The following is a 25,509-nucleotide window of genomic DNA, read 5'->3' on the forward strand; positions in this document are numbered from 1 at the left end:
AAATATCACGGTTTTAAATTTAGAGAAATAAAGTGGCAGAAACAGAAAATCAATCCAAACCAATTGAAACGGATGCAGTCATCATCGGAGCCGGCCCTGTAGGCCTATTCCAAGTTTTTGAACTCGGTCTTCTGGAAATGAAGGCCCACGTCATCGACTCTTTACCGAGACCGGGAGGTCAATGTGTGGAACTGTACCCGGACAAGCCTATTTATGACATTCCGGCCGTTCCAGTCTGCTCTGCACAAGAACTTACAGACAACCTTCTTAAACAAATCGAGCCCTTTAATCCGACTTTCCACTACGGAGAAGAAGCCCAGGAACTCAAGAAGCTCGAAGATGGCCGTCTTTACGTTAGAACCTCTAAGGGAACGGAATTTCTTGCCCGCGCAGTATTCATCGCCGCAGGTGTAGGTTCTTTCCAAGCAAGAACACTTAAAGTACCGCACATCGACAAATTCGAAGGCACGCAGCTGCACTATAAAGTTAAAAATCCTTCCATGTTCGAAGGCAAGAATATTGTTATCTGCGGAGGCGGTGACTCTGCATTAGACTGGTGCTTAAACCTTGTTGGCAAAGCAGAAAGCGTTGTCCTTATTCACAGAAGAGACGGCTTCAGAGCAGCCCCTGCTTCCGTAACTAAGATGAAAGAACTCTGCGACCAGTGGGAAATGCAGTTTGAAGTAGGTCAAGTCACTGGCTTTACAGAAGAAAACGGCGTTATGACAGAGGTCAGAGTTACCGGCGCAGACGGCGTTACACGACGCATGCCGATGGATCATCTGCTGGTATTTTTCGGTCTTCAACCGAAACTCGGCCCAATCGCCGAATGGGGCCTTAAGCTCGAACGCAAACAGATTGCGGTTGATACTGCAAGATTTGAAACCAACATTCCGGGTGTTTTCGCCGTGGGCGATATCAACATCTATCCGGGCAAGAAGAAACTTATTTTGTCCGGCTTCCATGAATGTGCTCTTGCTGCTTTTGCGGCAGCTGACTACGTTTTCCCGGAAAAACGTGTTCTCCTGCAGTACACCACAACAAGTCCGAAGCTTCACAAAGTTTTAGGCGTTGAAACACCTCACTTTGATTAAGAAACGAAAAAAGCGGCCTCGGCCGCTTTTTTCAATTTTGAAGATTAGTCGTTAGAAACCTTGATGGAAGGCATCTTAGCTGAGTAATCTTTATTTCTTTCAGAAACGAGAACGCCGACCTTTCTAGCGATTTCTTTGTAAACCTGAGCGACCTTGCTGTCAGGAGCAGCTTCAACAATCGGTTCGCCCTTGTCCATGCTGAGGCGGATATTGATGTCCAAAGGAATTTCGCCCAAAAGTTTGACGCCGTATTGCTCGGCCATCTTCTTAGCTCCGCCCTCACCGAAGATATGTTCTTCATGTCCGCACTTGCTGCAGATATGAGTTGCCATATTTTCAATAATACCGAGAATTGGAACATTGACCTTTTCAAACATGACCAAACCCTTCTTGGCATCCATTAAAGCGATGTCCTGAGGAGTTGTGACCACGATAGCGCCGGTCAAAGGCACTTCCTGAGAAAGAGAAAGCTGAATATCGCCTGTTCCCGGCGGCATATCTACAATCAAATAGTCCAGATCGTGCCAGTTTGTCTGCTTAATCAACTGTTGAAGAGCTGAAACAGCAAGAGGACCTCTCCAAATCATCGGTTCGTCCGGATCAATGAGCACCCCGATAGAAGCTACCTGCAAGCCATGACCGTCTAACGGTTCAAGAGTCTTGCCGTCTTTTGTAACTGCACCGCCTTTAAGACCAAGCATAGTCGGCTGGCTAGGACCATAGATATCAGCATCCAACAAACCGACTTTTGCGCCTTCTGCCTGAAGAGCCAACGCTAAGTTAGCTGCAACGGTGCTTTTGCCCACACCGCCTTTGCCGGAAGAGACGGCGATAACGTTTCTGACATTATCAAATACCTTCACGCCTCTCTGAACTTGGTGAGCGATGATGTTCTGTCTAACTTCAACATCAGCCTCAATATGATTCTCAGCCAATTTTGCTTCGACAAGATTCTTGACAACAGGAATTTGTGTTTTTGCGGGATAGTCGAGGTCGATTAAAATTTTTAACTTATTATCGACATCTTCAATTTTCTTAACTGACTTAGAAGTCACCAAATCTTTTCCGGTGTTCGGATCAACTACTTCCTTCAAAAGATGGCGAACTTTTTGTTCAATTTTTTCGTCCATGTAGAACTCCAATTATTAGTTCTGAAAAATATCCGTTAAGTTTAACTCACGACCGAAGAGATACCCTAATCGATTGTTTCAAAACGGATCAAAAAAGTTGCGAAATATTGTATGAAACTCAAGGCTTCAAAAGAAAATGAAGCCGCAAGAATAAGACTGGACAGCAATGCTCAAAAAGAGATTTTCTCAATGATTATGCAGATGGCTGAATTTTCTGATGGTCAGTTGACCGTAGAAAGAAGAAGCTCTGCCAGAAAGAGTAAAATTATGAGTTTCACGTTAACTAAATCTTTAGCAGAACTTTAAACATGAGTAAACGCACCATATTCCTGACTACCGCTCTTCCATATGCGAACGGTAATTTTCACATGGGCCACATTGTTGAGTACATTCAAGCTGACATTTGGGTCCGTCATCAACGCATGGGTGACAACACTGTCCACTTTGTAGGTGCTGATGATGCACATGGTGCGCCAATCATGATTTCTGCCCAAAAATTAGGCATCTCTCCGGAAGCTTTCGTTAAGAAAATTTCCGAAGGACGCAAACAGTACCTGGACGGTTTTTACATCAAGTTTGATCACTGGCACTCCACAGACAGTAAAGAGAATACCGAACTTTCCTGTGAAATTTATCATCGCCTCAAAGACGCCGGTCTGATTTATACAAAGGATATTGAACAGTTCTACGATCCGGAAAAGAAGATGTTCTTGGCGGACCGTTTCATTAAAGGCAAATGTCCTAAGTGCGGTGCTGAAGATCAATACGGTGATTCTTGCGAAGTATGCGGAGCAGTCTATGCCCCGACCGAACTCATCGAACCGTATTCCGCCCTTTCCGGAGCAAAACCTGAATTAAGAAAGAGTACTCACTACTTCTTTAAACTCTCCGATCCAAAATGCGTAGAATTCCTGAGAGACTGGACAAAAGGGGTTGCTCCTGACGGTTCGTTGAGACTGCAGCCTCAGATTATTGCGAAGACTGAAGAATGGCTTGGAAAAGACGGCGATCTCTCTGATTGGGATATCAGCCGCGATGCTCCTTATTTCGGCATTGAAATTCCGGATGCACCGGGCAAATATTTTTATGTATGGCTCGACGCCCCTATCGGCTACTTAGCGAGCTTAAAGGCCTATTGCGAATTAAAAGGAATTAACTTCCAAGCCTTGTTGGAAACTTCTACAACTGAACAGATTCATATTATCGGCAAAGACATTGCCTACTTCCATACTCTCTTCTGGCCGGCAATGCTTCAATTTTCCGGCAAGCCCTTCAAGACCCCGGATCATGTTTGGTGCCACGGGTTCTTAACCGTTTACAACAGAAAGATGAGTAAGAGCCGCGGAACGGGCCTTGATCCTATCGCCTACCTGAATTTGGGCATGGATCCGGAATGGCTCCGTTATTATCTGGCTTATAAGCTCAACTCTAAGGTGGAAGATATCGATTTCAATCCTGAAGACTTCATCCAAAGAGCCAATACCGACTTGGTCGGCAAGTATGTAAACATTGCCAGCCGCTCCGCCGGTTTTATCCTCAAGAGATTCGACGGCAAAGTCGATGCTGATGCGATTACTGACAGCGACCTCGTCAGCGACGTGAAGTCCTTCTCGAACGCCATTAGAGACTTCTACGAAGCCAGGGAATATAACAAGGCCATGAGAAAAGTCATGGAGCTTGCTGATAAAGTCAATGAATACGTTGACAGTCAAAAACCGTGGGAATTAGCAAAGAGCGAAGAGAACCGCGCTAAGCTTCATGCCGTATGCTCTACCGTCTTGGAAGCTTTCCGTCTTCTGACCTTGTATTTGAAACCTGTCCTTCCGAGAACAGCATCTCAGGTTGAAGACTTCCTCGGCTGCTGCGACCTGAACTGGGAAACCGTTCAAAATTCATTAAATGCAGAAACTCAAATCAAGCCATTCAAGCATTTGATGACGCGTGCGACACCCGACCAGCTCACACAATTATTTGAACTCAGCAACCCTGCTAACAAAGCAAAAGCTGAAGAAAAAGCTAAAGAGGCAGTCTCCGATGAAAACAAAGATGAATTCGTCTTTGAACCTCTCCAGCCGAATATCACCTTTGACGATTTCGCTAAATTAGATTTGCGTGTCGCAAAAATCGTCAACTGCACTAAAGTTGAAAAGAGCAAGAAACTCCTTCAGCTAACAGTGGATGTAGGAGAAGGAAAAACAAGAAACATTTTCTCCGGTATTGCCAATTTCTATAAGCCGGAAGACTTGATCGGTAAATTGACAGTCATTGTTGCGAACCTTGAACCTCGCAAAATGATGGGCCAGTTTTCTGAAGGAATGCTTCTTTCTGCTTCTGACGGCAGTGAGAAGACCACCGGCTTGTATCTGTTAAACCCTGATTGCGGTGCTAAACCGGGTATGCGTTTGCACTAGTAAAATCACCTAATTGACTCTAACTTTCGGTCAAAAACCTGTTATTTCTACCGAAAGTTAGAGTTTTTCTATTTTTGAGGGATACACTCTCAAAACTTCAATCTTCACTTGCCAACGAAATTTAGAAATGACTGCACGTCAGCATATTGTGGATGCTTTGCATCGCTTTCCGCTAGCAACTTTCCATCCTGCTTCTATAAATATTCTTAAAGATTATTCCGTCAACAAATTTACTAGTGACCTTTCTGCGGGTCTGACGGTAGGTGTGGTTGCCCTTCCCCTCGCTATGGCTTTTGCCATTGCCTCCGGCATGACTCCTGAAGCAGGTATTTATACGGCCATTGTGGCAGGATTCTTAATTTCCTTGCTCGGCGGCTGCAAAGTCCAGATCGGTGGCCCAGCAGGTGCCTTCATCGTTATTGTTTACGGCATCATTGCTCAGTTCGGCGTAGGCGGTCTTTTAGCGGCAACGTTTATCTCCGGCATCTTCCTATTTATTATGGGACTGCTGAAGATAGGAAGCTTTATTCGTTTTATTCCCGTATCCATTGTTATCGGCTTTACCAACGGTATTGCAGTTCTTATCGGCTTATCTCAGGTCAAAGATTTTCTCGGCCTTGATATCGCTAAAATGCCGGCGGATTTTTTCAGTCAAATCTCCACTCTATACGGAGCAATTTCAACCGTTAATCCATACGCTGTCGGCATCGGGCTTCTTTCTTTAATTATTGTTTTTCTTTGGCCGAGAAGCTGGACCCAAGGCGGAGCTCCTTGGAAGCGCTGGATGGCAAGAATCCCAAGTACCGTCATTGTGTTAATCATCATGACCTCGGCAGTGACATTCATGGATCTTCCAGTAGAGACTATCGGTTCCAAGTTCGGAGGCATTCCGCAGGGACTTCCTAAACTCCAATTGCCGGAAGTCTCCTGGACCTCCTTTAATCAGCTTATCGGACCTGCTTTGACCCTGGCACTGCTCGGCGCCATTGAATCTCTTCTCTGTGCCCGCGTAGCCGATGCTATGACAGATGATCGTCATGATCCTAATCAAGAATTGATGGGACAAGGCATTGCCAACTGCATCGTGCCGTTTATCGGCGGGTTGCCTTCTACCGGCACAATTGCTCGTACCGTTACCAACATTAAGAGCGGTGCGGTCTCTCCCGTCGCCGGCATGGTTCACAGTATCACCTTGCTGATTATTGTTCTTGTTGCAGCTCCATTAGCTTCTAACGTACCTTTAGCCTGCTTATCTGCCATCCTTCTCTTCATGGCCTTTAACATGGGAAATTGGCATGAATTTATCCGACTCAGACAATTCACTATGTCCTACAAGGCTACACTTTTGGCAACCTTCTTCCTGACAGTCATCTTCGACTTGACCGTTGCCGTAGAAGTCGGTTTGATGACAGCTGCAGTGTTCTTCCTTTACAGAATGAACACACTGACACGCGTGCTTCCTCTGCATCTGCCGTTTAATGCCTCCTACGGCATTGAAGCCTGGGTTATGGAAGGCGCCTTGTTCTTCGGCTCAGTTTCCAAACTGGAAATCGTGACGGATCCGAAGCACATCATTGATCCTCATTCTCCGGATGTCATTATCTTCAATTTCACGGATCTTCTCTCTATTGACAATAGTGCTCTTGACATCATTGAGAAATTCCAGAAGAACCTTTTAGCTCACGGAAAGATTTTGGTTATTGCCGGTGCAAACGGCCATCCTCTTAAGCAGATGGAACGTCTTGGCATGACCAAGACGCTAGGCAAGTATCTTGTCGGAGACATGGACGAAGCAATCAAGGTAGGCGAAGAGTTCTTAGAAGAAAAGAGACTCCAGAAAGAAAAGAAAGCTGCGCACGAAGATATCCGCATCGTTGAAAAGTAAGCTAAGTTCTTAATCCTTCTTCGTAAAAATCCCGCAGCGTTTTGTTCTGCGGGATTTTTTTATTCCTAAAAGAAAAACTGCTGAGATTCAGAACTCCGAAGACTCAGCAGTTTTTCAAAAGCCTTTTAGAGAAGACTAGTCAAGGTACTTAGGTTTGTACATGTAGTCTTCCAAAGCAGCCGTCAAATCAGCAGGTTTTTCGATCTGGGCGATACCGCTTTCTAAGCAATATTCAGCAACTCTCTGTGCGATATGACGAGATACTGAACGAACTTCTGTCAAAGACGGGAAGAGGCTTCCGTTAGCCAAATCTTCGTCTGTAACAGTTTCAGTCAATGCACGAGCAGCTGCCAAGAACACGCCGTCAGGAATTAAACTGGCTTTAGTGTACAAGGCTCCCAAGCCGATTCCCGGGAAGACGTAGCTGTTGTTGCCTTGACGAGGAACAAAAGTCTTGCCGTTTAATTCAACCGGAGGGAAGGGGCTGCCGCAAGCAAAAAGACAACGTCCTTCTGTATACGTATAAGCTTCACGTGCTGTGCACTCTGCTTTGGATGTCGGGTTAGACAAAGCAAAGATGATAGGACGTTCATTCAATCTTGCCATTGCGCCTAATACATATGCGTTGAAGGCACCGGACTGAGCGGCCAAACCTACGATAGCTGTCGGCTTAACGGTTTCAATTGCATCCAAGAAAGTTGTGCAGGGTTCCACATCTTTGGCATAAAGAGCTTTGTCATGAGACAAGTTGTCTCTGGAAGAAACAACGAGGCCCTTAGAATCAAAGAGGAAGATTCTGTCTCTTGCCTGCTGTTCCGTCAGACCTTCGGCAATCATTGCCTGAACAAGTAAATTAGAGCAGCCGAGAGCGGCTTCACCGGCGCCTAAGAACAAAATCTTTTCGTCGGAAACTTTTGTTCCTTTGGCTTTTGTTGCAGACATGAATCCGGAGACAGTAACGGAAGCTGTGCCTTGGATATCATCATTAAAGCAAGTAACCTTGTCTCTCCAAATTTCAAGGAGTTTAAATGCGTGTCGGTTAGCAAAGTCTTCAAACTGAATTAATACACCCGGCCAACGTTTGCGAACGGCCAAAATAAATTCTTCTAAGAGTTCGTAGTATGCGTCTCCGTCAACTCTGGGATGTTGCAGACCAAGATACAGAGGATCTTTGAGCAATGCAGGATTGTTTGTGCCAACGTCAATGCAAACAGGCAGAGAACGTTCCGGATGGATACCGGCACAAGCTGTGTAGAGGGAAAGCTTTCCTTTTGGAATACCCATACCGCCGGTACCCAGGTCTCCGAGACCTAAAATTCTTTCACCGTCAGTAACGACAATAATGTCAACATTTTCCTGCGGACAATTGCTGACAAGCTCAGCAACTTGCCCTTTATCTTCGATGGAAACATATAGACCGTCGGTATTACGGAAAATATGGTCATAGTCCATACAGGCTTTGCCCACCGTTGGTGTGTAGACGATTGGCATTAATTCTTCGATGTGATTGATTAACACATAGAAGTAAAGCGTACGATTTCTATGGCGTAAAGAATCGAGGAGTTCGTATTTGACCAAGTTGTCATCCGTCTCTCTCACTCTTTCCATAAATCTTTTGGCTTGAAGCTCGATTGTCAAAATTCTGGGCGGTAAAAGACCGCGGAGTTTTAATTTTTCCCTAGCTTCTTTACTGAAGGCGGTTCCTTCATTAACGTAAGGATTTCTTAAAACATTGACTCCTTCTAAGGGCTGAGCCATAACAAATTTCTCCAAAAAGAAAAAAATAGATTCGGGCGGAGACGAGCCCCGCCCTTTTATACTCTCGTTCAGTTAGAGTTTATCCCTTTAACCTTAAGATAAACGCTCATAAGGCAACAATTTGTTTGTTGTTAGCCAAACAGCACTTGTTTTCCTTCTTTCTGAAGTTGTTTAACCTCAGGAATTCTAAGTCTCAAAGCCGTGTAAATCGGAGGATCCTTCAAGCACTTAGCGGTAAAGAAAGCTACTGCACTGGCGCCGATCATAGCCAACGTTAGATCCCAGCAAGCCGTCATTTCCAAAATCAAGAGCACACCGGTAAAGGGCGCACGAATTGTCGCCCCGAAAAATGCGCTCATGCCGACCGCGCAGAAGGCCAATGGACTGACCTCTATTCCGACTAATCCAAGAGCCCAAGCAAACAAATGTCCTAAAATTCCTCCCATGAGAAGCAAGGGAGAAAACAATCCGCCGGGCACCCCTGTTGAATAACAAAGCGGAGCAAAGATCCAGCGAATAAGACCAAAGAGCAAAACAATCTGAATAGGATAGGCATAGTTCAGCATATCCTGACCTAAATTATCACCGCCGCCTGCCAAGTAAGGCGCATACCAAAGAAGCAGAGCAACCACGATTCCGACGATACCTGCCTTAACCTCCGGCAGAATATGTTTGAAGTAATCGTTGAGATTCAAAAGAAGCAGCACGGATTTGTTATATAAAACTCCCATTGCTCCGATAAATATGCCGAACAGAACCAAGGCAAAAACTTCCTTAACATTCGGAATGGCAAAAGCCTTTTGGATAACAGCATAATCCGGTTGAGCTCCAAGAATCGTCATGGAAGTAGAACAGCCGACCAGCACACAAAGCATGGTAGAAATTACCAAACTCGGTTTAATGTCCTTGGTTACTTCTTCGAAAGTAAACATGGCCCCGCCCAGCGGTGCAGAGAAAGCCACTCCGAGCCCTGTGCCGGCTGAGGCAATGGTTAAAAATTTCAGCTTCGTATAGTCCAGCTTGAATATTCTGCCGAGAGTACCCCCGATAGAAGCCCCCATTTGGACGGTAGGACCTTCTCGGCCAAGTGCCATCCCGCTTCCCAACGTCAAAAGACCGCCGAAGAATTTTACGAAAAGGATTGGCAGACGTGCCGGCTCATGTTCGTTGTGCCACATGGCTTCAACGTATTGAATTCCGCTTCCTCCGGCAGTCGGAGCAAAACGAACCAAGAATCGTCCGACAACCGCGCAGCCGACGCAGATTGCAATTAGTGTCAGAAGACCTTCAAAAGTTCCGGCGGTATGGGCCCAAGAAGCAAGCTGATTACGGTATTTGTCGGCCATATGAAGGAAGTATTGGAAATACCCTCCGGCCAAGCCCGTCAAAAAGCCGGCAACCATGCAAAGTACTAAGAACCAACACAATGAACCCACGGACTCTTTTCCTAAGGTTGTTGCACTGTCTTGCGGAGGCAGTCCCGCAATCGGCGGCGTTTGCGGGGGAACTGTCTGATTGGTTTTACTAGTAGACATAATGGCCTCTTTTTTCTTTGTATGCTTAGAATAAAGGCCAAAACAGCTGAGGGTGAGTCAATGTCCTTCAAAATGAGAACAGGACCATAATGGTCCTGTTCTTTTGTGCTTAACAGCAATTACATTTGACTCTTTGCCATCTTCGCGGCTTCGCTCTTCGGGAAACGCTTGATTAACTGTTGGAACGTTTGTTTAGCATCCTCCGTTTTCTTAGTATCCATTTGAGCCATACCGATAATCAGCATTGCTTCGGGTACTTTTGCATGGCGAGGGAAGTTCTTCACTAAAGCTGACTCGGTATCAATAGCTTTTTTGAAGTCTCCCTTTCCATAGTAGCTGCTTCCCAACCAGTACATTGCTTCCGGATAGAGCTCGGAACCTCTGTTTTTCTGGATGAAAGTGTTGAATGCGGAGATAGCTTTTGCATACGCACTTTGATTCAACAATTTCAAAGCGTTGTCGAGTTCTTGCCTCTGCTGGATCTTTTTATCCTGCGCTGCCTGGTTGGCTTGAACCTTCGGATCCATTTCCTGAATCTTAGTGTTCAGATCACCGACCATGTTCTGCTGTTTCCCATAGGAATTTTTCAGGTCATCGAGCTGACCTCTGAGGTTTTTAACCTCTTTTGTCAGCGACTCAATGCGCTCGTACAACCGCATTTGCGTTTCCTGTTGAGTCTGCATTTGGGCACGCAATTCTACAATCGCCCTTCTTGCTTCATCATCTCCGAAGAGAGCATGAGCAGGATTGGCAAGAGTTGCAAAAACGATCAAGGAAGAGGCAAGTAAGCTAGTTCTCATTTGTTACCGACTAAATAATGAATATCGACGCGACGGTTCTGTGCGTAATCTTCTTCAGTATCGCCCAAAGCTTTTGGACGTTCTTTACCGAAACTGATAGATTCTACTTGATCAGGATTAACTCCCATCAATGTCATACGCTGTTTAACAGCTTCAGAACGTTTTTGTCCCAAAGCCAAGTTGTATTCACGGCTGCCGCGGGCATCAGTATTGCCTTCAAGCATAACTTTAACATTCTTGTTGTTGGCCAAGAATTTAGCGTGATTAGTTACGATCGGCATGTACTGCGGGCTGACGCTGTAGCTGTCAAAGTCAAAGTAAATTTCGCGTTTAGCTAAAGGACCGTCTTTAGCATTGAGCATTCTTTCCACTTCTGTTGCATCTGTAACGGAAGCAGCATCTTTATCCTTCTCTAAATCAATGCTAGAGCAGGCTGTTAAAGATAAGGCAGCCAAAACAGCAGCAGCTGCCAAAGAAAAACGTTGAAGATTCATTTTTAATTTCCTATCGAATGGTCGGTCCCCAAGCGGGTTCTCTAATGTCTCCGCTCAAGCCTGACAAGCGGGAGCGAGAGCTTCCATCGGTAGATACCGTCGAGAGCACTCCCTTACCTCCTTCGTCAGTAGCGAAGATAATCATATTTCCGTTAGGGGAATAGCTGGGGGATTCGTTTTTACCAAGTTGAGAAAGGGGGATTACGTTACCGGTAGAGAGATCTTGTTGGACAAGCTGGAAGTTACCTCCGGCTCTAACAATATACGCAATCTCGTTATTTTTCGGGCTCACAGTCGGGCTGACAGCGTAGGCATTGCCGAAGCTGACACGTTCTGTTGAACCGCCTGCCACAGGTTTTCTGTAAATCTGCGGGTTGCCGCCTCTGTCGCTGGTGAAATAAATATATTTTCCATCAGGAGAGAAAGTCGGCTCAGTATCGATACTATCTCCCTCCGTAAACGGACGAAGATTCATGCCTTCAGGGTTAAGCAAGTAGATTTTTGTACCACCGTCTTTAGAAAGAGCCACTGCTAAGGTGGAACCGTCCGGGCTGAAAGCAGGAGCACTGTTGTTGCCGCGGAAAGCAGCAACCTGGTGTCTCTTGCCGGTTGTCAGATTTTGAAGCCAAACTGTCGGCTTACCGGTTTCGAAAGTGGTGTAGGCAATTCTTCTGCCGTCAGGGGCCCATGCAATAGACATAATCGGCTCACGGCTCTTCAATGCAGTTTTAGGATTGTGTCCGTCGCTGTCGGCAACCATAATATTGAATACATGCCGTCCGTCCTGACGCACGAAAGCTATTCTTGTAGCGAAGTCGCCTTTTTCTCCGGTAATTCTCTCGTAGATTCTATCGGCAATGCGGTGTGCGGTTAAACGCAAATCATCAGCCGGGCAGACGTATGAGGCCTGATCGGTTTCCTGCTTTTTAACCACATCAAATAATTTGAATTTAATTTCGTAGCGGTTATCCGCTGTCTTCTGGATGCTGCCTACTACGTCGGCATCCGCTCCTTGTGCAGTCAGAGCTTTCCAATCAGGATCGACATCGATGCCGGATGCTGAGCCTCCCTCAACTAAACGAAAAACGCCGCTTCGTACCAAGTCATTGGAAATGATCTTGGAAATATTTCCAGGACAAGCATACTCATTTTCAAAGGGTTGAACCGCGATTGGGAACTGATTTGCTCCAACTCCGAGAATATCTACTTGGAACTGTCCCCACGCCAATCCGGAAGCGGCTAGTCCGGCCATCAGCCCTGCTCCCTGTAGAAGCAAACGTCTCTTAAACATTTGAACTGTCATAGTTATTTCCTGCTCATCCCTACGTAGGAATATTTTCTTTACAAAATTAATCTGAAGTATATTAATTTTTTTTGTTACACAAAACCTATATCTGTGGACATTTTGGGTTAAGAAGTGTTAAGAAAAAAAAGACCACCGATTTACTCAATGGTCTCTTTGTGCTAGTTAGCTATGGATTTTAGTGACGGAAGTGGCGTTCACCTGTGAATACCATTGTGATTCCGCGTTCATTTGCAGCAGCAATAACTTCTTCGTCTCTGATGGAGCCGCCTGGCTGAATAACAGCCTTAGCACCGGCATCGATAATTACATCTAAACCATCTCTGAACGGGAAGAAAGCATCGGAAGCCGCAATGCTGCCCTGCAAGGACAAACCGGCTTCTTTTGCCTTAATAGAAGCGATACGGGCAGAGTCAACACGGCTCATCTGACCGGCTCCAACACCTAAAGTCATGCCGTTCTTCACGAATACGATGGTGTTGGATTTGATGAACTTAGCAATCTTCCAAGCAAACATCATGTCGGAAATCTGAGCGCTAGTTGGCTGGAGCTCTGTTACCACCTTCAAATCTTCTTCTTTGACTGTCTGGCTGTCCGGTGTTTGAACCAAGAGTCCGCCGCCGATTCTCTTCATATCGAAATCGTTGTGGGCGGAGCCGTTAGCAACAATCAACAAGCGAAGATTCTTCTTCTTGCCAAAGATTTCCAGAGCTTCCGGTGTGAATTCCGGAGCAATAATAACTTCAGCAAATTGTTTGGAGACTTCTTCTGCTGCTTCTTGGCCAACCTTGCAGTTGAAGGCGATAATGCCGCCGAATGCGGATGTCGGATCGCACTTAAAGGCCTTTGCATAAGCTTCAGCAGCATCTACACCGATGGCTGCGCCGCAAGGATTTGCGTGTTTGATAATGACGCAAGCCGGTGTATCAAAACTTCTGACAGCTTCCCATGCAGCATCGGAGTCAGCGATGTTGTTGTAAGAAAGTTCTTTCCCCTGGATCTGGTCGTAGCCGGCAAGAAGTCCCGGAGCAACGTGTTTTTCTCTATAGAAAGCGGCAGCTTGATGAGGATTTTCGCCATAGCGCATATCCTGGACTTTAACCCACTGACGAGTCAAAGATTCAGGGAAGCGAGTACGTGTCGAAACGTCCGAACCCTTCATGCTTGTCAGATAGTTAGAGATCATGGCATCGTAGTGAGCGGTATGAACGAACACTTTCTTAGCCAATTCAAGTCTGGTTTCAGGAGTTACATGGCCGACTTCTTTGATTTCATCGATAACCTTTCTATAGTCTCCTGGGGAAACAATCACGGCAACGCTTTCATGATTCTTAGCAGCTGCACGAATCATTGTTGGGCCGCCGATATCAATGTTTTCGATAGCGTTTTCGAAAGTGCAGTTTGGATTAGCAATTGCTTGTTCAAACGGATAGAGGTTTACGGCAACGATATCAATCGGGTCAATCTTGAACTGTTCAAGAGCCTGCATATGTTCAGGAACGCAGCGGCGAGCGAGAAGCCCTGCATGAATCTTCGGATTCAATGTCTTAACACGGCCGTCCAACATTTCTGGGAAACCGGTATAGTCAGCAACTTCTTGTACTGGAATACCTGCTTCAGCAATCAATTTTGCTGTACCGCCAGTAGATAAAATGTGATAACCAAGGTTAGAGAGTTCTTTTGCGAACTCGACCACACCTGACTTATCGGAACAGCTAATTAATGCTTGTTTTTTCATGTAAAAACCACTCCTCATTAGAGATTAATAGACAGATCCAACCTTTCAAGCAACTTAAGGGTCAGATCAATCTGTTCGTCCGGATTCCCGGCTAATAAAACTTTACGAATATCTTTCTCGTCCGCATTAAATCTTTTGAGGTACCAATTCAGGTGTTTTCTAATAGTTTTAAGACCAAGGACTTCTCCGTAAAAGGCATGATGAGAACGGATATGCCCAATGATTGTTTCCTCAATTTGAGTTTTGCTAAGTATAAATTGTCTTGTTCCCGATAACAGAGAATTGATTTGGCTAAAAATCCAAGGATTTCCAAGTGCTCCTCTGCCGATCATTACACCATCAGCCCCAGTGGCTTTAAGCACTTCCAATGCCTTATCTGCGGTATCAATATCCCCGTTGGCGATAACAGGGATGGAAACGGCTTGTTTCAAACGTCGTATCGTTTCATACTCTGCATGTCCTTTGAAACCTTGCTCCCCGGTTCTTCCGTGCAGAACCAGCATTTTTACTCCTGCCTCTTCAGCCCTTTTTCCCAAATCCACTGCATTAATATCGGATGCAGTCCAACCAATTCTGTACTTGAGGGTTACCGGAACCGAAACGGCATTCACAATACTCTTAAGAAGGGACTCCACTAAATCCGGATTTTTTAAAAGTGCTGAACCGCATGCTACCGAGCACACCTTCTTAGCCGGACAGCCGCAATTTAAATCTACGATGTCGGCACCGGCGTTTTCCGCTCTCTTAGCTGCTCTTGCTAGCTCTTCAGGAACGGAACCGATCAGCTGAATTCCTCTTGGGGATGGTTCTCCATCTAAGTTCATCCTGAAAGAAGTTTTGGCGGTATGCTGAAGGTTATCTTTGGAAGCGGCCATTTCAGCAACTGCATAGGCGGCTCCCCATTGTCTGCAAATTTTGCGGTAAGGCAGATCGGTAAACCCAGCCATAGGGGCCAGAATCGTTTGACCGGCAATACTGACTGGGCCTACTTGGATGTTATTCATAGCAATACGGGGACATTTTTTCAAATTTTTCTAATTCTTCCGGGGTTCCGACATTTGCCCAATTACCTTCATAAATTTCTCCGGTAATCAACCCCTGATCTACAAAATCGTAAAGCCATGGAAAAAGCGGAGTTTTAGTACTTGGAATATTTTTAAAAATTGATGGAGAGAAAACAGCTATATTCCCATAGGTATATTGTTTTTGTTTGCGGGTAATTTGTCCTTTTTCCAGGCCCATATCTCCGCCTTCATGATAAGAAGGGTTCGGAACCAACACCAAGTGCGCTTTAGCTTGCCCCCCGGAGACTTTCTTTGCTGCGCTTTTTAAGGACTCATAAGGAAAGTCGGTGACGATATCTCCGGACACGACAACGAAAGGCTCACTACTGCTTTGTTCAACCAGCTTATCTAACGCTTTAACGATTCCTCCTCGGGTCTCCAAAGATTCTTCGTGAGTATATCCTTCTATGGAAAAAGTTATGTTTACCCCGTACTTTGAACCGTCCCCAAGATATTCCAGCAGCTTGTCGGCACAGTAGGCAACATTAACAACAATGTCTTTAAACCCAGCTTTTTTCAACGCCAGAATCTGCCACTCAATCAAAGGGCGTCCCCAAAGTTTGATTAACGGCTTCGGCATCGAATCCGTTAGATGCCGCATTCGTTTACCTCGTCCTGCGGCTAAGATCATTGCTTTCATCAAAACGTATAACCTACTTGCTTTTCTTTATTCTGAATCTTGTCCATAAGGTTTGCCAACGGCTTTAACGCATCATAACGGCCGGCAGTTTTAGAGACATAATTGATAAAGCGCGGAAGATCGCCGATGTATTTATCTTTACCGTCTCTGTAAGACAAACGGCAAAAGATTCCCAACACCTTCAGATGGCGCTGCAGTCCCATCCACTCAACATCTTTCCAGAAAGCTCCGAAATCTGCCGGAACCGGCAGTCCTGCTTTTCTTGCTTTATCCCAGTAACGAATCGTCCAATCAATGATTTGATGTTCTTCCCAAGAAATAAAAGCGTCACGGCAGAGACTTGCAATGTCATAGCTGATAGGTCCGTAAACTGCATCCTGAAAGTCCAGAACACCCGGATTATCCACAGACTCCGGCATCAAATTTCTTGGCATATAGTCTCTATGAACGTATACCTTGGCCTCACTCAAATTCTTAGCAATAATCAGATCAAAAGTCCTCTCCAAAAGCTTTTTCTCGAGATCGGACAATTCCATATGGAGATGCTTTTCTAAAAACCATTCAGTAAACAAATTGATTTCTTTTCTTAGAAGCTCGGCGCTGTAGGGCGGAAGGACATCCGGTTTGCTGGCAACCTGAAGTTTGACCAAGGCTGTTGTTGCATCATCCATGAGCCGGTCGGCATTATCGTGATCTAAAACATCCAAATAGGTTTTAGTTCCTAAGTCGGAGAGCAGCATGAAGCCGCCTTCATAGTCGACCTCAAAAATTTCCGGAACGTTCAGACCGGCAGTCTTCATAATCTCATCAACCTTGACGAACTCTTTCATGGATTGCTTTTCTTTCGGACAATCCATGATGATGTAGCTGCGGCCGGTTCCCTGAATACGGAAATATTGTCTGAACCCTGCATCTGAGGAGGCATAAGTCAAAGTCTCCGGCTGAAGACCGTAAGTCGGGGAAACCAAAGCGAGCCATTTGTTTAATTGTTCACGACATTCCATCAGAAAATACCTCTTTTCAGAATAAGCAAGACAACAACTATTGCCTTTATAATTTAGCCACCCAATTCCGTGCAATTCTAATGACTCGACTTACCCAACGGCGAAAACTTGTTACCAGAGTTGTGAATGTGACGCCTGTAGCTGCTTCTATTGCCGCCCTCTTTTTTGTTGCGGCAGGCTCTGCTGTGCGCGCTGAAATTTCAGCTTACGGCACAGCACTTCCGATTAACTTAAACATGGCGCGTTCGCTTGACGTAAACGCTCCGACCGACACTGATGATACGAATATTTATCTTCGTTCTCATCAGATGCACTCTATCCCTGAAGAGCAGATTGTTCTGACCGATGAGGCCGAAGTCCGAAAAGCAGGTGCTGTCCTGAAGGGAGACAAGATCACTTATACCTTCTCAAAAGATGAAGTGTATGCGCAGGGCAATGCTCTAGTTGCACGGCAAGGAACAGTATTCGAGGGTCCGGAACTTACCTATCGTCTTGATGCGGAAAGCGGAAGCATGCCTAATGCTAAGTTCCGTTATCTGCCTAATAATGTTCGTGGTTCCTCTGATGAAGTCCAATTGCTCGGCGATGGTAATGTGAAGATGTGCAACGCCATGATTACCACTTGTAAAGAAGGGGATAACTCATGGTGGATTGAAGCTTCCACCCTCGATATTGATCAACAAGAAGAAACGGCAGACGGACGTAACGCCCGTCTCTATCTCGGCGGCGTTCCTATTTTTGCCTCACCTTACTTTACTTTCCCGATTGGCGAGAAAAGAAAGAGCGGCTTCTTGACACCGAAGATGGGTGCCAACTCCACGTTCGGTTTCAATGTTGAGATTCCCTATTATTGGAACATTGCCCCGAACTATGACTACACCATGGTTCTCAAGCCGATGTCAAAACGCGGCTTTATGCTCGGCAACCAGTTCCGGTACTTGCAGCCGACCTTCGGCGGTCAGCTTGATTATGATATTTTGTTCCATGACAGAGAAACCAAAAAGAAGAGATATTCTCTTGCTTGGAAACACACTCAGCGTTTGTGGGGCGGTGTAGGACTTGGCGTAAATTATCAGAGAGTCTCCGATGACAACTACATCTCAGACTTCTCCACGAACTTAAGGCAGTCTAGTGAAGACGTTCTACCGCAGAATGTCTGGCTGAGTTATGGAAAAACATACTGGAGCACATCTCTGGGAGTTTATAAAAACCAAACTTTAAGACCGGATAACGAGTGGACTGAACAACCTTACGAAAAAATTCCGGAATTTAATTTCCGTGCGTATGGCGCCGACGTGAAAGGCTTCTCGCTTCTTTCCAACTTTACGGCTACACGTTTCCGACATGGAAACAACTTCAATTACAGAGGCGAGCCGATTGGAAGAACTCGAAGCGGAGACGGAAACCGTGTCATGCTGAACAGCACCATCAGCTATCCGATGATGGGCTCTTATTGGTTCTTAACACCGTCGTTCGAATACAGCATGGCTTGGTACGGTGACATCACCGGCCGTAAGTACAATTCCGGCAACGTAGATATCTATAAGAACTCTCATCGAACCATCCCGATCTTCACGCTCGATTCCGGATTGGTCTTTGAGAGAAATACTATGGTCCTTGGACGAGAGACCGAGCAAACTCTCGAACCCAGGTTGTACTATGCTTACATCCCTTATCGAGCCCAGAACCACTTGCCGAACTTTGATTCGTCATTGGCTGACTTGAACTTTGCTCAGCTTTTTTCTCCTAACCGCTTTATCGGTTACGACCGTATTTCCAATGCCAATCAGCTCACGGCAGCTTTGACGACCCGGTTTATTGATTCTCAGACCGGAAAAGACTGGTTCAGCGCAACCGTTGGTCAGCGTTACCACTTTACCGACGAAAAAGTCGATATTTACTGGAATGAAATCAATCGGAAAAACCTCAAGAGCGATATTATCGGCATGACCGAATTCACGCTCATTAAGGATTGGAAGGCTGAGCTTGGGGTTCAATACTCCACTCTGTGGAAAAAATTCTCTAAAACAACTGCCGGTGTTCGCTACAACCCTGCGAAATACAGCAATATCGGGTTGTATTATCGTTATAACTACGATCCGACTGATACCAGAGAGGCTTTTTATAACTCGAACATCAAGCAGCTTGACCTCTCGTTCCAATGGCCGGTCACCAGAGACTTGTATGCCCTTGGCCGTTACAACTATTCAATTCGTGACAAAAAAGTCATTGATTCTTTAATTGGTCTTGAATATCGTGAGGGGTGTTGGATTTTCCGCTCAGCCATTCAAAGATACGTACGCAGTGCTGGGCGCACCACAACCAACTTCTTCTTCGAGTTAGAGCTCGTTGGTTTAGGCGCTTTCGGATCAAGCCCGATTGAAGCACTCCAACAGAGTATTACCGGCTATCAACCTCTCAGTCCCAGACCGATAGAAGTTGGAAGATATGATTACTATGAATAAAACAGCAATGAAGAAAATTAAACTTCTGAGTTTGGTTCTCAGCATTTCTCTAGCTGCTTTAGCCAGCGGACCGGTGTCCGCTCAAAAAGCCGCTAAGCAAGAGACCCAGTCGACCTCTAAAATTATTCCCGTTGACAGAATAGCCGCCGTTGTTAACAACGATGTCGTCACAGAGATGGAACTGCAGTCCCGCGTTCACCAGACCGCTTTGAATCTGCGCCGTCAAAACATTGCATTGCCGCCGATGGAAGCTCTGAGAGATCAGATTCTGGAAAGAATGATTCTGGAAAGAATCATCGAACAAAAGGCCAGAGAAACGGGCGTACGTGTTGACGACAATATGCTTAACTCGGCTATCGAACAGATTGCTGCCAACAACAACATGACTGTTCCTCAGTTAGAAAAAAGACTGTTGGCTGACGGTATTACGTTCAATAACTTTAGAAAAGAAATTAGAGCCGATCTTCTGACTCACCGCTTACGCGAGAGAGAAGTTGATGACATGGTGAAGATTCCGGAAAGCGAAGTCGATCAGTACATTAAAGATCAACTCGGACCTGAAAAGCGCCGTCAATACAATCTGCAGAGAATTGTAGTCAGCCTGCCGGAAAATCCCTCCAGAGAGCAGTTTGAAGAGGCTCAGAGAACAGCCAACAAAGTTCTAGAAAGTGCACGCAAGGGCGGCAACTTCAGCCAGCTGGCTGCCAGATACTCTCGCTCTCCTGACGCTATGGAAGGCGGGAACATGGGATGGAAAACTGCCAATACGCTTCCTCCTCCGCTTTTCGACGCCCTTAAGAACGCAAAAACCGGCGATATAGTGCCTCTTCGTGCGCAATCCGGATTCCACATTTATAAGGTCTTAGGCAGCCGAGATCCGGGAGATGCTGCGGAAGTTCAATCCGTCAAACAAACCCGTGTTCGTCAAATCTTTATGCGTCCCACAAACATCACACCTGAGAACGTTGTTGTTGAACGCATGAAGAAGATTAAGGAAAGAATCGAGAGCGGCGACTCTGATTTTCAGACCCTGGCCCGTCTTCACTCTGCCGATCCTTCGGGCACTCGCGGAGGAGATCTAGGTTGGATTTATGAAGGCGACGTTCCTCCGGAACTGGAAGCAGAAATTAATAAACTTCAAAAAGGCCAAATCAGTGAACCGATTAAAACTCCTTTCGGCTATCACTTGATCCAAGTTACGGACCGACGTACACAGCAAGGCGTTAATGAAAGACTTCGCAGTCAAGCCAGAGACAATCTGAGAGAACAAAAAATCAATGAAGCGACTCTGGATTGGGAAAGACAACTAAGAGACCAAGCCTACGTTGATAAACGTATTGCTCGCCCTCAGGATTAACATGAAGCGCCTGGAAAAACCAGGCGTTTTTTACTATGGCACTTGTATTAAAAAGCCACAAGGCTAAAAAGAATTTCGGACAGAACTTCCTTCACGATGATTTCTGGATTGAAAAAATAGCATCCGCAGTTGATGCTCAGCCGGGCCAAAACATTGTTGAGATTGGTCCTGGACAGGCAGCTCTTACACGCTTGATGATTCGAGACGCAGGCTGCGTTACCTGTATCGAAATCGATAAAGATTTAGCCCAGTGGCTGCAAAAGAAGTTCAAGCCTGAAGAACTGGCTCTTATTGAAGCTGATGTTCTTAAAGTTGATTTTGCTCGCATCAAGCCGGGAGAAAAAATAAGGCTCGTCGGCAATCTTCCGTACAACATCTCCAGCCCTCTTCTCTTCCGCTTAATGGAATTAGCAGACAGAGTCATTGATCAGCATTTCATGCTTCAAAAAGAGGTTGTAGACAGAATGGCAGCCACACCGGGCCATAAGGCCTTCGGACGTTTGTCAGTCATGCTTCAGCACCGATACAAGATCGTCAAGCTTTTTGACGTTCCCCCTGATGCCTTCTCTCCTCCTCCGAAAGTCATTTCTTCCGTCGTGCGGATGATTCTTTTGGAATCTCCCCTTCCGGTTAATGAAAAACTTTTTGAACGGGTGACGGCTCAGGCGTTTTCGATGAAGAGAAAAACGCTGAAGAACAACTTTGCCAAATATTTTGGCCCGGAAATTTTAGAAGAAGCGGGCATTGATCCCGGGGCCCGAGCAGAAGCCGTAAGCATGCCGTCTTTTGTAACTTTGACCAATTTATTGGAGAGCAAAGGCATCCTGCTTGATGATTGCGTCTCGGCGACACAGGAATAACTAAATTGATCATTCGGCTGTTCCATCCGACATTTCAGCGGGAGAACAGCCTTTTCCTTACACTTTCTTCGACATCTATCGAACTGAAAACGTGTTGTGATAAGGACTGAACCTATTTAACAGGATCGCAGATGTGGAAAGTTTTTAGTTTTGCTCTGCGCTCCATCGCGTCCGGACATTTTTCCAGAACTTTGTTCCAGAAATTTGGGCTATGGTCCAAATAGTACAGATGGCAAAGCTCATGAATGATGACATATTCACACAGGTTTTCCTCGGTCAAAACCAATCTCCAGTTGAGATTGACATTGCCCAAGCATGAGCAGCTTCCCCATCTAGTCTCGGCCGAAGAAAGTTTGACCTTTTTAAGTCTTTCTTTGAAGTAAGGATCCTTTTCAGCAATTTTATGAATCAAGTCCGTTAAGTAAATACGTGCCCAATACTTCACAAACTCTAAAGCAGCCTTATAGAAAATCGCCTGATCTACCTCTTCCGTTGAAAAGAAATAAAAGGTGTTCGTCGACTCGTCAAAAGACTTCCTTACCTTCTTGGAAGAAATCTCAATTCTGACAGGGTCTTGGATGCCAACAACTTTGATGCACTTATTCTCCCAAGCAGAAAGCCACGGCTCACGAATTCTTTCATGCTTCTTATTGGGCGCTTTGTTGAGATTTTTTTCTATCCAAGCTAAGTGGGTCTCGATAACCTTTTCAATACACAGTATTGGCTCATAATGAGGAGCTCTAACCGTTAATACACCGTCAGAGATAACTAAGCCAATCGTCTTTCTTGTTGACCTTTTCAGAATATATTCAAGAGACTGTCCATTTAAAAGTATTGTCCTCTTATAGCCATTCTGAGCTTTCTTTTTGGGCTGGACTTTCCTTTTTGGGCCAGCTTTCGGTCTTCCCGATCCCGGAGTCAGAGGTTGGCCGCTCATCACTTTATAAAAATCCTCCCCGAGGACGTTCTCCTCCTCTTCAGTAAGAGCTTTCTTCCCGCCTTTATATTGATCGAATAAGTTCCAGGAATTCTTCTCTTCTCGAAGTTGAAGCCAGAGTTCAAGCAATTTTTTCGGATTGAGCAGATCTTTATTGATTAGATCTCTAATATCGAACATAGACTTCAGAATTAAGGTTTATCAATGACCTTCATTTGAGTTTCGATCCAGTTCTGAACTTCATCATTAAGTTGAGCAACGGTCTTTCCTTCAGGACGAATTTCAGGTCCGAAAATAACTTGGATATGACCCGGATAAATAATGAAGCTTCCCTTCGGCCAGCATCTGCCGGAATTCAAAGCAATAGGCACGACAGGAGTCCCGGTATCAATGGCGATTCTTGCACCGCCGGATTTGTATTTAACAGTCTGCCCCGGTTTTGTACGAGTCCCTTCGGGGAAAAGAACTATAGCCCAGCCTTTTTCAAAATACTTGGGGGCTTCTTCTTTAATATGCTCGAATGCAGCTTTCCCGTGACTGCGATCGATGCTAAGCATTCCTAAGGAGGCCAGACCCCAGCCGAAGACCGGAAGCTTATGAAGTTCTCTTTTGTAGACGAAACTGACTCTGCGGGGCACAAAACCAAAGAGAGCCAGAGTTTCCCAACCGGACTGGTGTTTGCTTAAGAGAACGACGGGTCCCATGTTTTTAATGGAATCCATATTCTCAAAACTGAACTTAACATTGCAGATGCCGCCCATGGCTTGAATAATCCATTTGCACCATCCCCTAACAATGTCGTAACACCTCTCCTTACTGGAAGAAAAAAGAGAGGCGGTAAGAAGAATGAATCCTGCAATCAAGATGCTGACTGCAAAGACGAACCAAAACAAAATAGAACGAACCAAAGCAGTCAGCTTCATGATCAACCTCTAAAAGAAATTAGGACGCCAAGCAGGAGAGCTTAGCGACTTGGTTCATTGAACGATGCAGCTCTTTGAGCAAAGCGAGACGATTGCGTCTTACAGCTTCATCATCCACATTGACCATTACCTTGTCGAAGAAGGCATCAACCGGAGCCTTGAGAGGAGCTAGAGCAAGGAGAATAGTCTCATATTCGCCTTTTTCAAACTTACCTTCAAGATCTTTATTGACTTCAACCAATGCCTTATAAAGGTCTTTTTCTTCTTGCGCTTCAAGAAGGTTTTCGTCAACACTCTCAGGAATGCTGTCTTTGCTCTTCTTCAAGATATTCTCAATTCTCTTGTTTGCTGCACTTAAGCTGGCTGCCTCTTCGAGTTTTCTAAAGGCTTGCAACGCTTTAAGGCGAGCAGAGATTTCACGAAGATACTTCGGTTCTACGGAAAGCACCGCCTCCACTTCAAGAGCTTGGGCACCTTCTTCTTTAAGCATGACTCTGAGTCGGTCATAGAAGAAGTCTTTGAGCTCGCGGGAAGCATCTTTAACGCCGTCAATCTTCTGCTCTTCAGCCACGGCAATAGCAATCAAATCATCCAAGCTTAGCGGAAGATCTTTTTCAATCAACATCCTCAAAACACCTAAAGCATGGCGCCTCAATGCAAACGGATCTTTATCTCCGGTTGGGATCTGACCGATACCGAACAGACCGGTTAATGTGTCAAGCTTGTCTGCCAATGCCACGGAAAGGCTTTCGGGAGTGCTCGGCAATTCACCGCCGGCATATCTCGGATAGTAGTGTTCCTTAATAGAAACGGCTACGATCGGATCTTCTTTGTCATGGAGAGCATAGTATTCGCCCATGATACCCTGGAGCTCTGGGAACTCACCGACCATCAAAGTACGCAAATCGGCCTTAGCCAATTTGGCGCCGCGTTTCGCAAGTTCGGGATTTGCGCCGAGCTTCTCAGCAACTTTTTCAGCGATGTTTTGAATTCTTTCGCTGCGCTGGAGCTGGTTACCGAGTTTGTTGTGATAAACAACATGTTCCAAGCCCGGAACCCTGGAATCCAAACGTTCGAGCTGATCCTGTTCAAAGAAGAACTTGGCATCGGCAAGTCTGGCTCTGACAACTCTTGCGTTACCCGACTGGATAGCAGCGCCGCCGTCTTTGGCATTGATCTGAGAAACTACTAAGAATTTATTGATAAGCTTGCCGTTCTGATCACGCAGGGCAAAATATTTCTGGTTTTGCTGCATTGTCAGAATCAAACATTCTTCCGGAACTTTCAAGAAATCTTCATCAAATGAAGAGACATAAACGACCGGCCATTCAGTTAAGGAAGCAACTTCATTGACCAAGTCTTCCGGCATGATGATTTGTGCATTCAGATTTGCCGCTTCGCTCTTTAAAGCAGCAACCATTTTGTCTTGACGCTTCTCAAAGGAAGGAATCACCTTGCCCTGTTCTTCAAGCTGGCTTTCATAGGTGTCCGCGGAGTTTATTGTCAACAAATCTTTGGTGTGGAAGCGATGGCCTGCCGTCTGGTTTCCTGCTTTCAAACCGAACAAAGAGACGTTCAATACTTTATCGCCATAAAGAGCAAGCAAATGTTTTACCGGACGAACAAATTCAACGGTTTCTCCATTAGCAAGCTGATAGCTCATCACCTTTGGAATCGGAAGATGAGTTACTGCATAGTCGAGAGCATTTTGGAGGTCTTTCTCCAAGCTCTCTCCTTTCTTAACGCCTTCATAGTAAAGCTGGTCTTGTTTGCCGTCATTGACAACCTTAAGTTCAGAGACGTCAGCTTGTACACCGAGAGCAGCTAATTTCTTGGTCAAAGCCGCGGTAGGCTTGCCGTCAGCACCGATACCAATCTTGCTTGGAACCAATCTCTGGCTGAAAGGTTTATCAGGAGAATCAGCCAAAACGTCAGTAATGTAAACAGCAATTCGACGCGGAGCACCAAAGGCTTTCATCTTGGAGTCCGGCAGCAAAAAGTCTGCCTTCTTTAATTGAGTAAAGACTTCCTGAGCAAAAGCATCTGACAATTTTTTCAGAGCCTTCGGAGGGAGCTCCTCTGTTTGGATTTCTACTAATAAGGAGTTCATT

20 protein-coding genes are annotated in these 25,509 nt (G+C 45.5%); 7 read left to right on the plus strand and 13 right to left on the minus strand.

Features of this window, described 5'->3' with window-relative positions; genetic code table 11:
• Nucleotides 1-32 precede the first annotated feature (32 nt).
• Nucleotides 33-1,094 (plus strand): NAD(P)/FAD-dependent oxidoreductase, encoded by a 1,062-nt coding sequence (locus tag RDK53_RS05375; protein ID WP_277035859.1) that lies wholly within the window; start codon nt 33-35, stop codon nt 1,092-1,094.
• Nucleotides 1,095-1,138: 44 nt separating this feature from the next.
• Here the strand turns inward: RDK53_RS05375 and apbC are convergent, their stop codons facing one another.
• Nucleotides 1,139-2,224: an iron-sulfur cluster carrier protein ApbC gene (gene apbC, locus RDK53_RS05380; RefSeq protein ID WP_308513625.1), complete on the minus strand. Its 1,086-nt coding sequence runs from the start codon at nt 2,222-2,224 to the stop codon at nt 1,139-1,141.
• Between the two features lie 111 nt (nt 2,225-2,335).
• Between apbC and RDK53_RS05385 the strand changes: the two genes are divergently transcribed.
• The 3 genes from RDK53_RS05385 (at nt 2,336) to RDK53_RS05395 (ending at nt 6,520) form a co-directional block, all read left to right on the plus strand.
• On the plus strand, nt 2,336-2,530 hold the full coding sequence (locus tag RDK53_RS05385) for a hypothetical protein (protein ID WP_308513626.1): 195 nt from the start codon (nt 2,336-2,338) through the stop codon (nt 2,528-2,530).
• Nucleotides 2,531-2,532: 2 nt separating this feature from the next.
• Nucleotides 2,533-4,635, plus strand: coding sequence for a methionine--tRNA ligase (gene metG / locus RDK53_RS05390; protein ID WP_308513627.1), 2,103 nt, complete (start codon nt 2,533-2,535; stop codon nt 4,633-4,635).
• Nucleotides 4,636-4,762: 127 nt separating this feature from the next.
• Nucleotides 4,763-6,520 carry a SulP family inorganic anion transporter gene (locus tag RDK53_RS05395; protein ID WP_308513628.1) on the plus strand — a complete coding sequence of 586 codons (1,758 nt, stop codon included), beginning with the start codon at nt 4,763-4,765 and terminating at the stop codon, nt 6,518-6,520.
• 135 nt (nt 6,521-6,655) lie between these two features.
• Here RDK53_RS05395 and RDK53_RS05400 read toward each other — a convergent pair whose 3' ends face one another.
• The 9 genes from RDK53_RS05400 to RDK53_RS05440 form a co-directional block, all read right to left on the minus strand.
• The gene (locus RDK53_RS05400) at nt 6,656-8,278 is read right to left on the minus strand and encodes an NAD-dependent malic enzyme (RefSeq protein ID WP_066594054.1); all 1,623 of its coding nucleotides are present in this window, start codon (nt 8,276-8,278) and stop codon (nt 6,656-6,658) included.
• 131 nt (nt 8,279-8,409) lie between these two features.
• Nucleotides 8,410-9,813: a ClC family H(+)/Cl(-) exchange transporter gene (locus RDK53_RS05405; RefSeq protein WP_308513629.1), complete on the minus strand. Its 1,404-nt coding sequence runs from the start codon at nt 9,811-9,813 to the stop codon at nt 8,410-8,412.
• A 119-nt stretch (nt 9,814-9,932) separates the two neighbouring features.
• The gene (ybgF, locus tag RDK53_RS05410) at nt 9,933-10,613 is read right to left on the minus strand and encodes a tol-pal system protein YbgF (RefSeq protein ID WP_277039888.1); all 681 of its coding nucleotides are present in this window, start codon (nt 10,611-10,613) and stop codon (nt 9,933-9,935) included.
• Entirely contained in the window at nt 10,610-11,107 is a 498-nt protein-coding gene (gene pal, locus RDK53_RS05415; protein ID WP_066594058.1) for a peptidoglycan-associated lipoprotein Pal, read from the minus strand. Before pal ends, ybgF begins: the two co-directional genes overlap by 4 nt.
• Before the next feature lie 10 nt (nt 11,108-11,117).
• On the minus strand, nt 11,118-12,410 hold the full coding sequence (tolB, locus tag RDK53_RS05420) for a Tol-Pal system beta propeller repeat protein TolB (RefSeq protein ID WP_308513630.1): 1,293 nt from the start codon (nt 12,408-12,410) through the stop codon (nt 11,118-11,120).
• 178 nt (nt 12,411-12,588) lie between these two features.
• On the minus strand, nt 12,589-14,148 hold the full coding sequence (gene purH / locus RDK53_RS05425; protein ID WP_308513631.1) for a bifunctional phosphoribosylaminoimidazolecarboxamide formyltransferase/IMP cyclohydrolase: 1,560 nt from the start codon (nt 14,146-14,148) through the stop codon (nt 12,589-12,591).
• 17 nt (nt 14,149-14,165) lie between these two features.
• Nucleotides 14,166-15,152 (minus strand): tRNA dihydrouridine synthase DusB, encoded by a 987-nt coding sequence (dusB, locus tag RDK53_RS05430; protein WP_308513632.1) that lies wholly within the window; start codon nt 15,150-15,152, stop codon nt 14,166-14,168.
• Nucleotides 15,145-15,852, minus strand: a complete 708-nt coding sequence (murU, locus tag RDK53_RS05435; protein WP_308513633.1) for an N-acetylmuramate alpha-1-phosphate uridylyltransferase MurU — start codon at nt 15,850-15,852, stop codon at nt 15,145-15,147. Before murU ends, dusB begins: the two co-directional genes overlap by 8 nt.
• Nucleotides 15,852-16,856, minus strand: a complete 1,005-nt coding sequence (locus RDK53_RS05440; RefSeq protein WP_308513634.1) for a phosphotransferase — start codon at nt 16,854-16,856, stop codon at nt 15,852-15,854. The genes murU and RDK53_RS05440 overlap by 1 nt, the downstream gene beginning before the upstream one ends.
• Nucleotides 16,857-16,936: 80 nt before the next feature.
• Here RDK53_RS05440 and RDK53_RS05445 point away from each other — a divergent pair, with 80 nt between their 5' ends.
• The 3 genes from RDK53_RS05445 to rsmA are packed head-to-tail and all read left to right on the plus strand — an operon-like array spanning nt 16,937 to nt 21,538.
• Entirely contained in the window at nt 16,937-19,321 is a 2,385-nt protein-coding gene (locus tag RDK53_RS05445) for an LPS-assembly protein LptD (RefSeq protein WP_308513635.1), read from the plus strand.
• Nucleotides 19,314-20,678: a peptidylprolyl isomerase gene (locus tag RDK53_RS05450; protein ID WP_308513636.1), complete on the plus strand. Its 1,365-nt coding sequence runs from the start codon at nt 19,314-19,316 to the stop codon at nt 20,676-20,678. The genes RDK53_RS05445 and RDK53_RS05450 overlap by 8 nt, the downstream gene beginning before the upstream one ends.
• Before the next feature lie 35 nt (nt 20,679-20,713).
• Entirely contained in the window at nt 20,714-21,538 is an 825-nt protein-coding gene (rsmA, locus tag RDK53_RS05455) for a 16S rRNA (adenine(1518)-N(6)/adenine(1519)-N(6))-dimethyltransferase RsmA (protein WP_308513637.1), read from the plus strand.
• 112 nt (nt 21,539-21,650) lie between these two features.
• On the opposite strand, the gene RDK53_RS05460 is transcribed toward rsmA, so the two are convergent.
• The 3 genes from RDK53_RS05460 to glyS are packed head-to-tail and all read right to left on the minus strand — an operon-like array spanning nt 21,651 to nt 25,508.
• Complete coding sequence (locus RDK53_RS05460; protein WP_308513638.1) at nt 21,651-22,655, minus strand: YgjP-like metallopeptidase domain-containing protein; 1,005 nt, start codon at nt 22,653-22,655, stop codon at nt 21,651-21,653.
• A gap of 11 nt (nt 22,656-22,666) precedes the next feature.
• Nucleotides 22,667-23,398: a lysophospholipid acyltransferase family protein gene (locus tag RDK53_RS05465; protein ID WP_308513639.1), complete on the minus strand. Its 732-nt coding sequence runs from the start codon at nt 23,396-23,398 to the stop codon at nt 22,667-22,669.
• A 19-nt stretch (nt 23,399-23,417) separates the two neighbouring features.
• Nucleotides 23,418-25,508, minus strand: coding sequence for a glycine--tRNA ligase subunit beta (gene glyS, locus RDK53_RS05470; protein WP_308513640.1), 2,091 nt, complete (start codon nt 25,506-25,508; stop codon nt 23,418-23,420).
• Nucleotide 25,509 lies beyond the last annotated feature (1 nt).

Origin of the sequence: uncultured Turicimonas sp., from assembly GCF_902477955.1 — a bacterium.
In the GTDB taxonomy this organism is placed as follows: domain Bacteria; phylum Pseudomonadota; class Gammaproteobacteria; order Burkholderiales; family Burkholderiaceae_F; genus Turicimonas.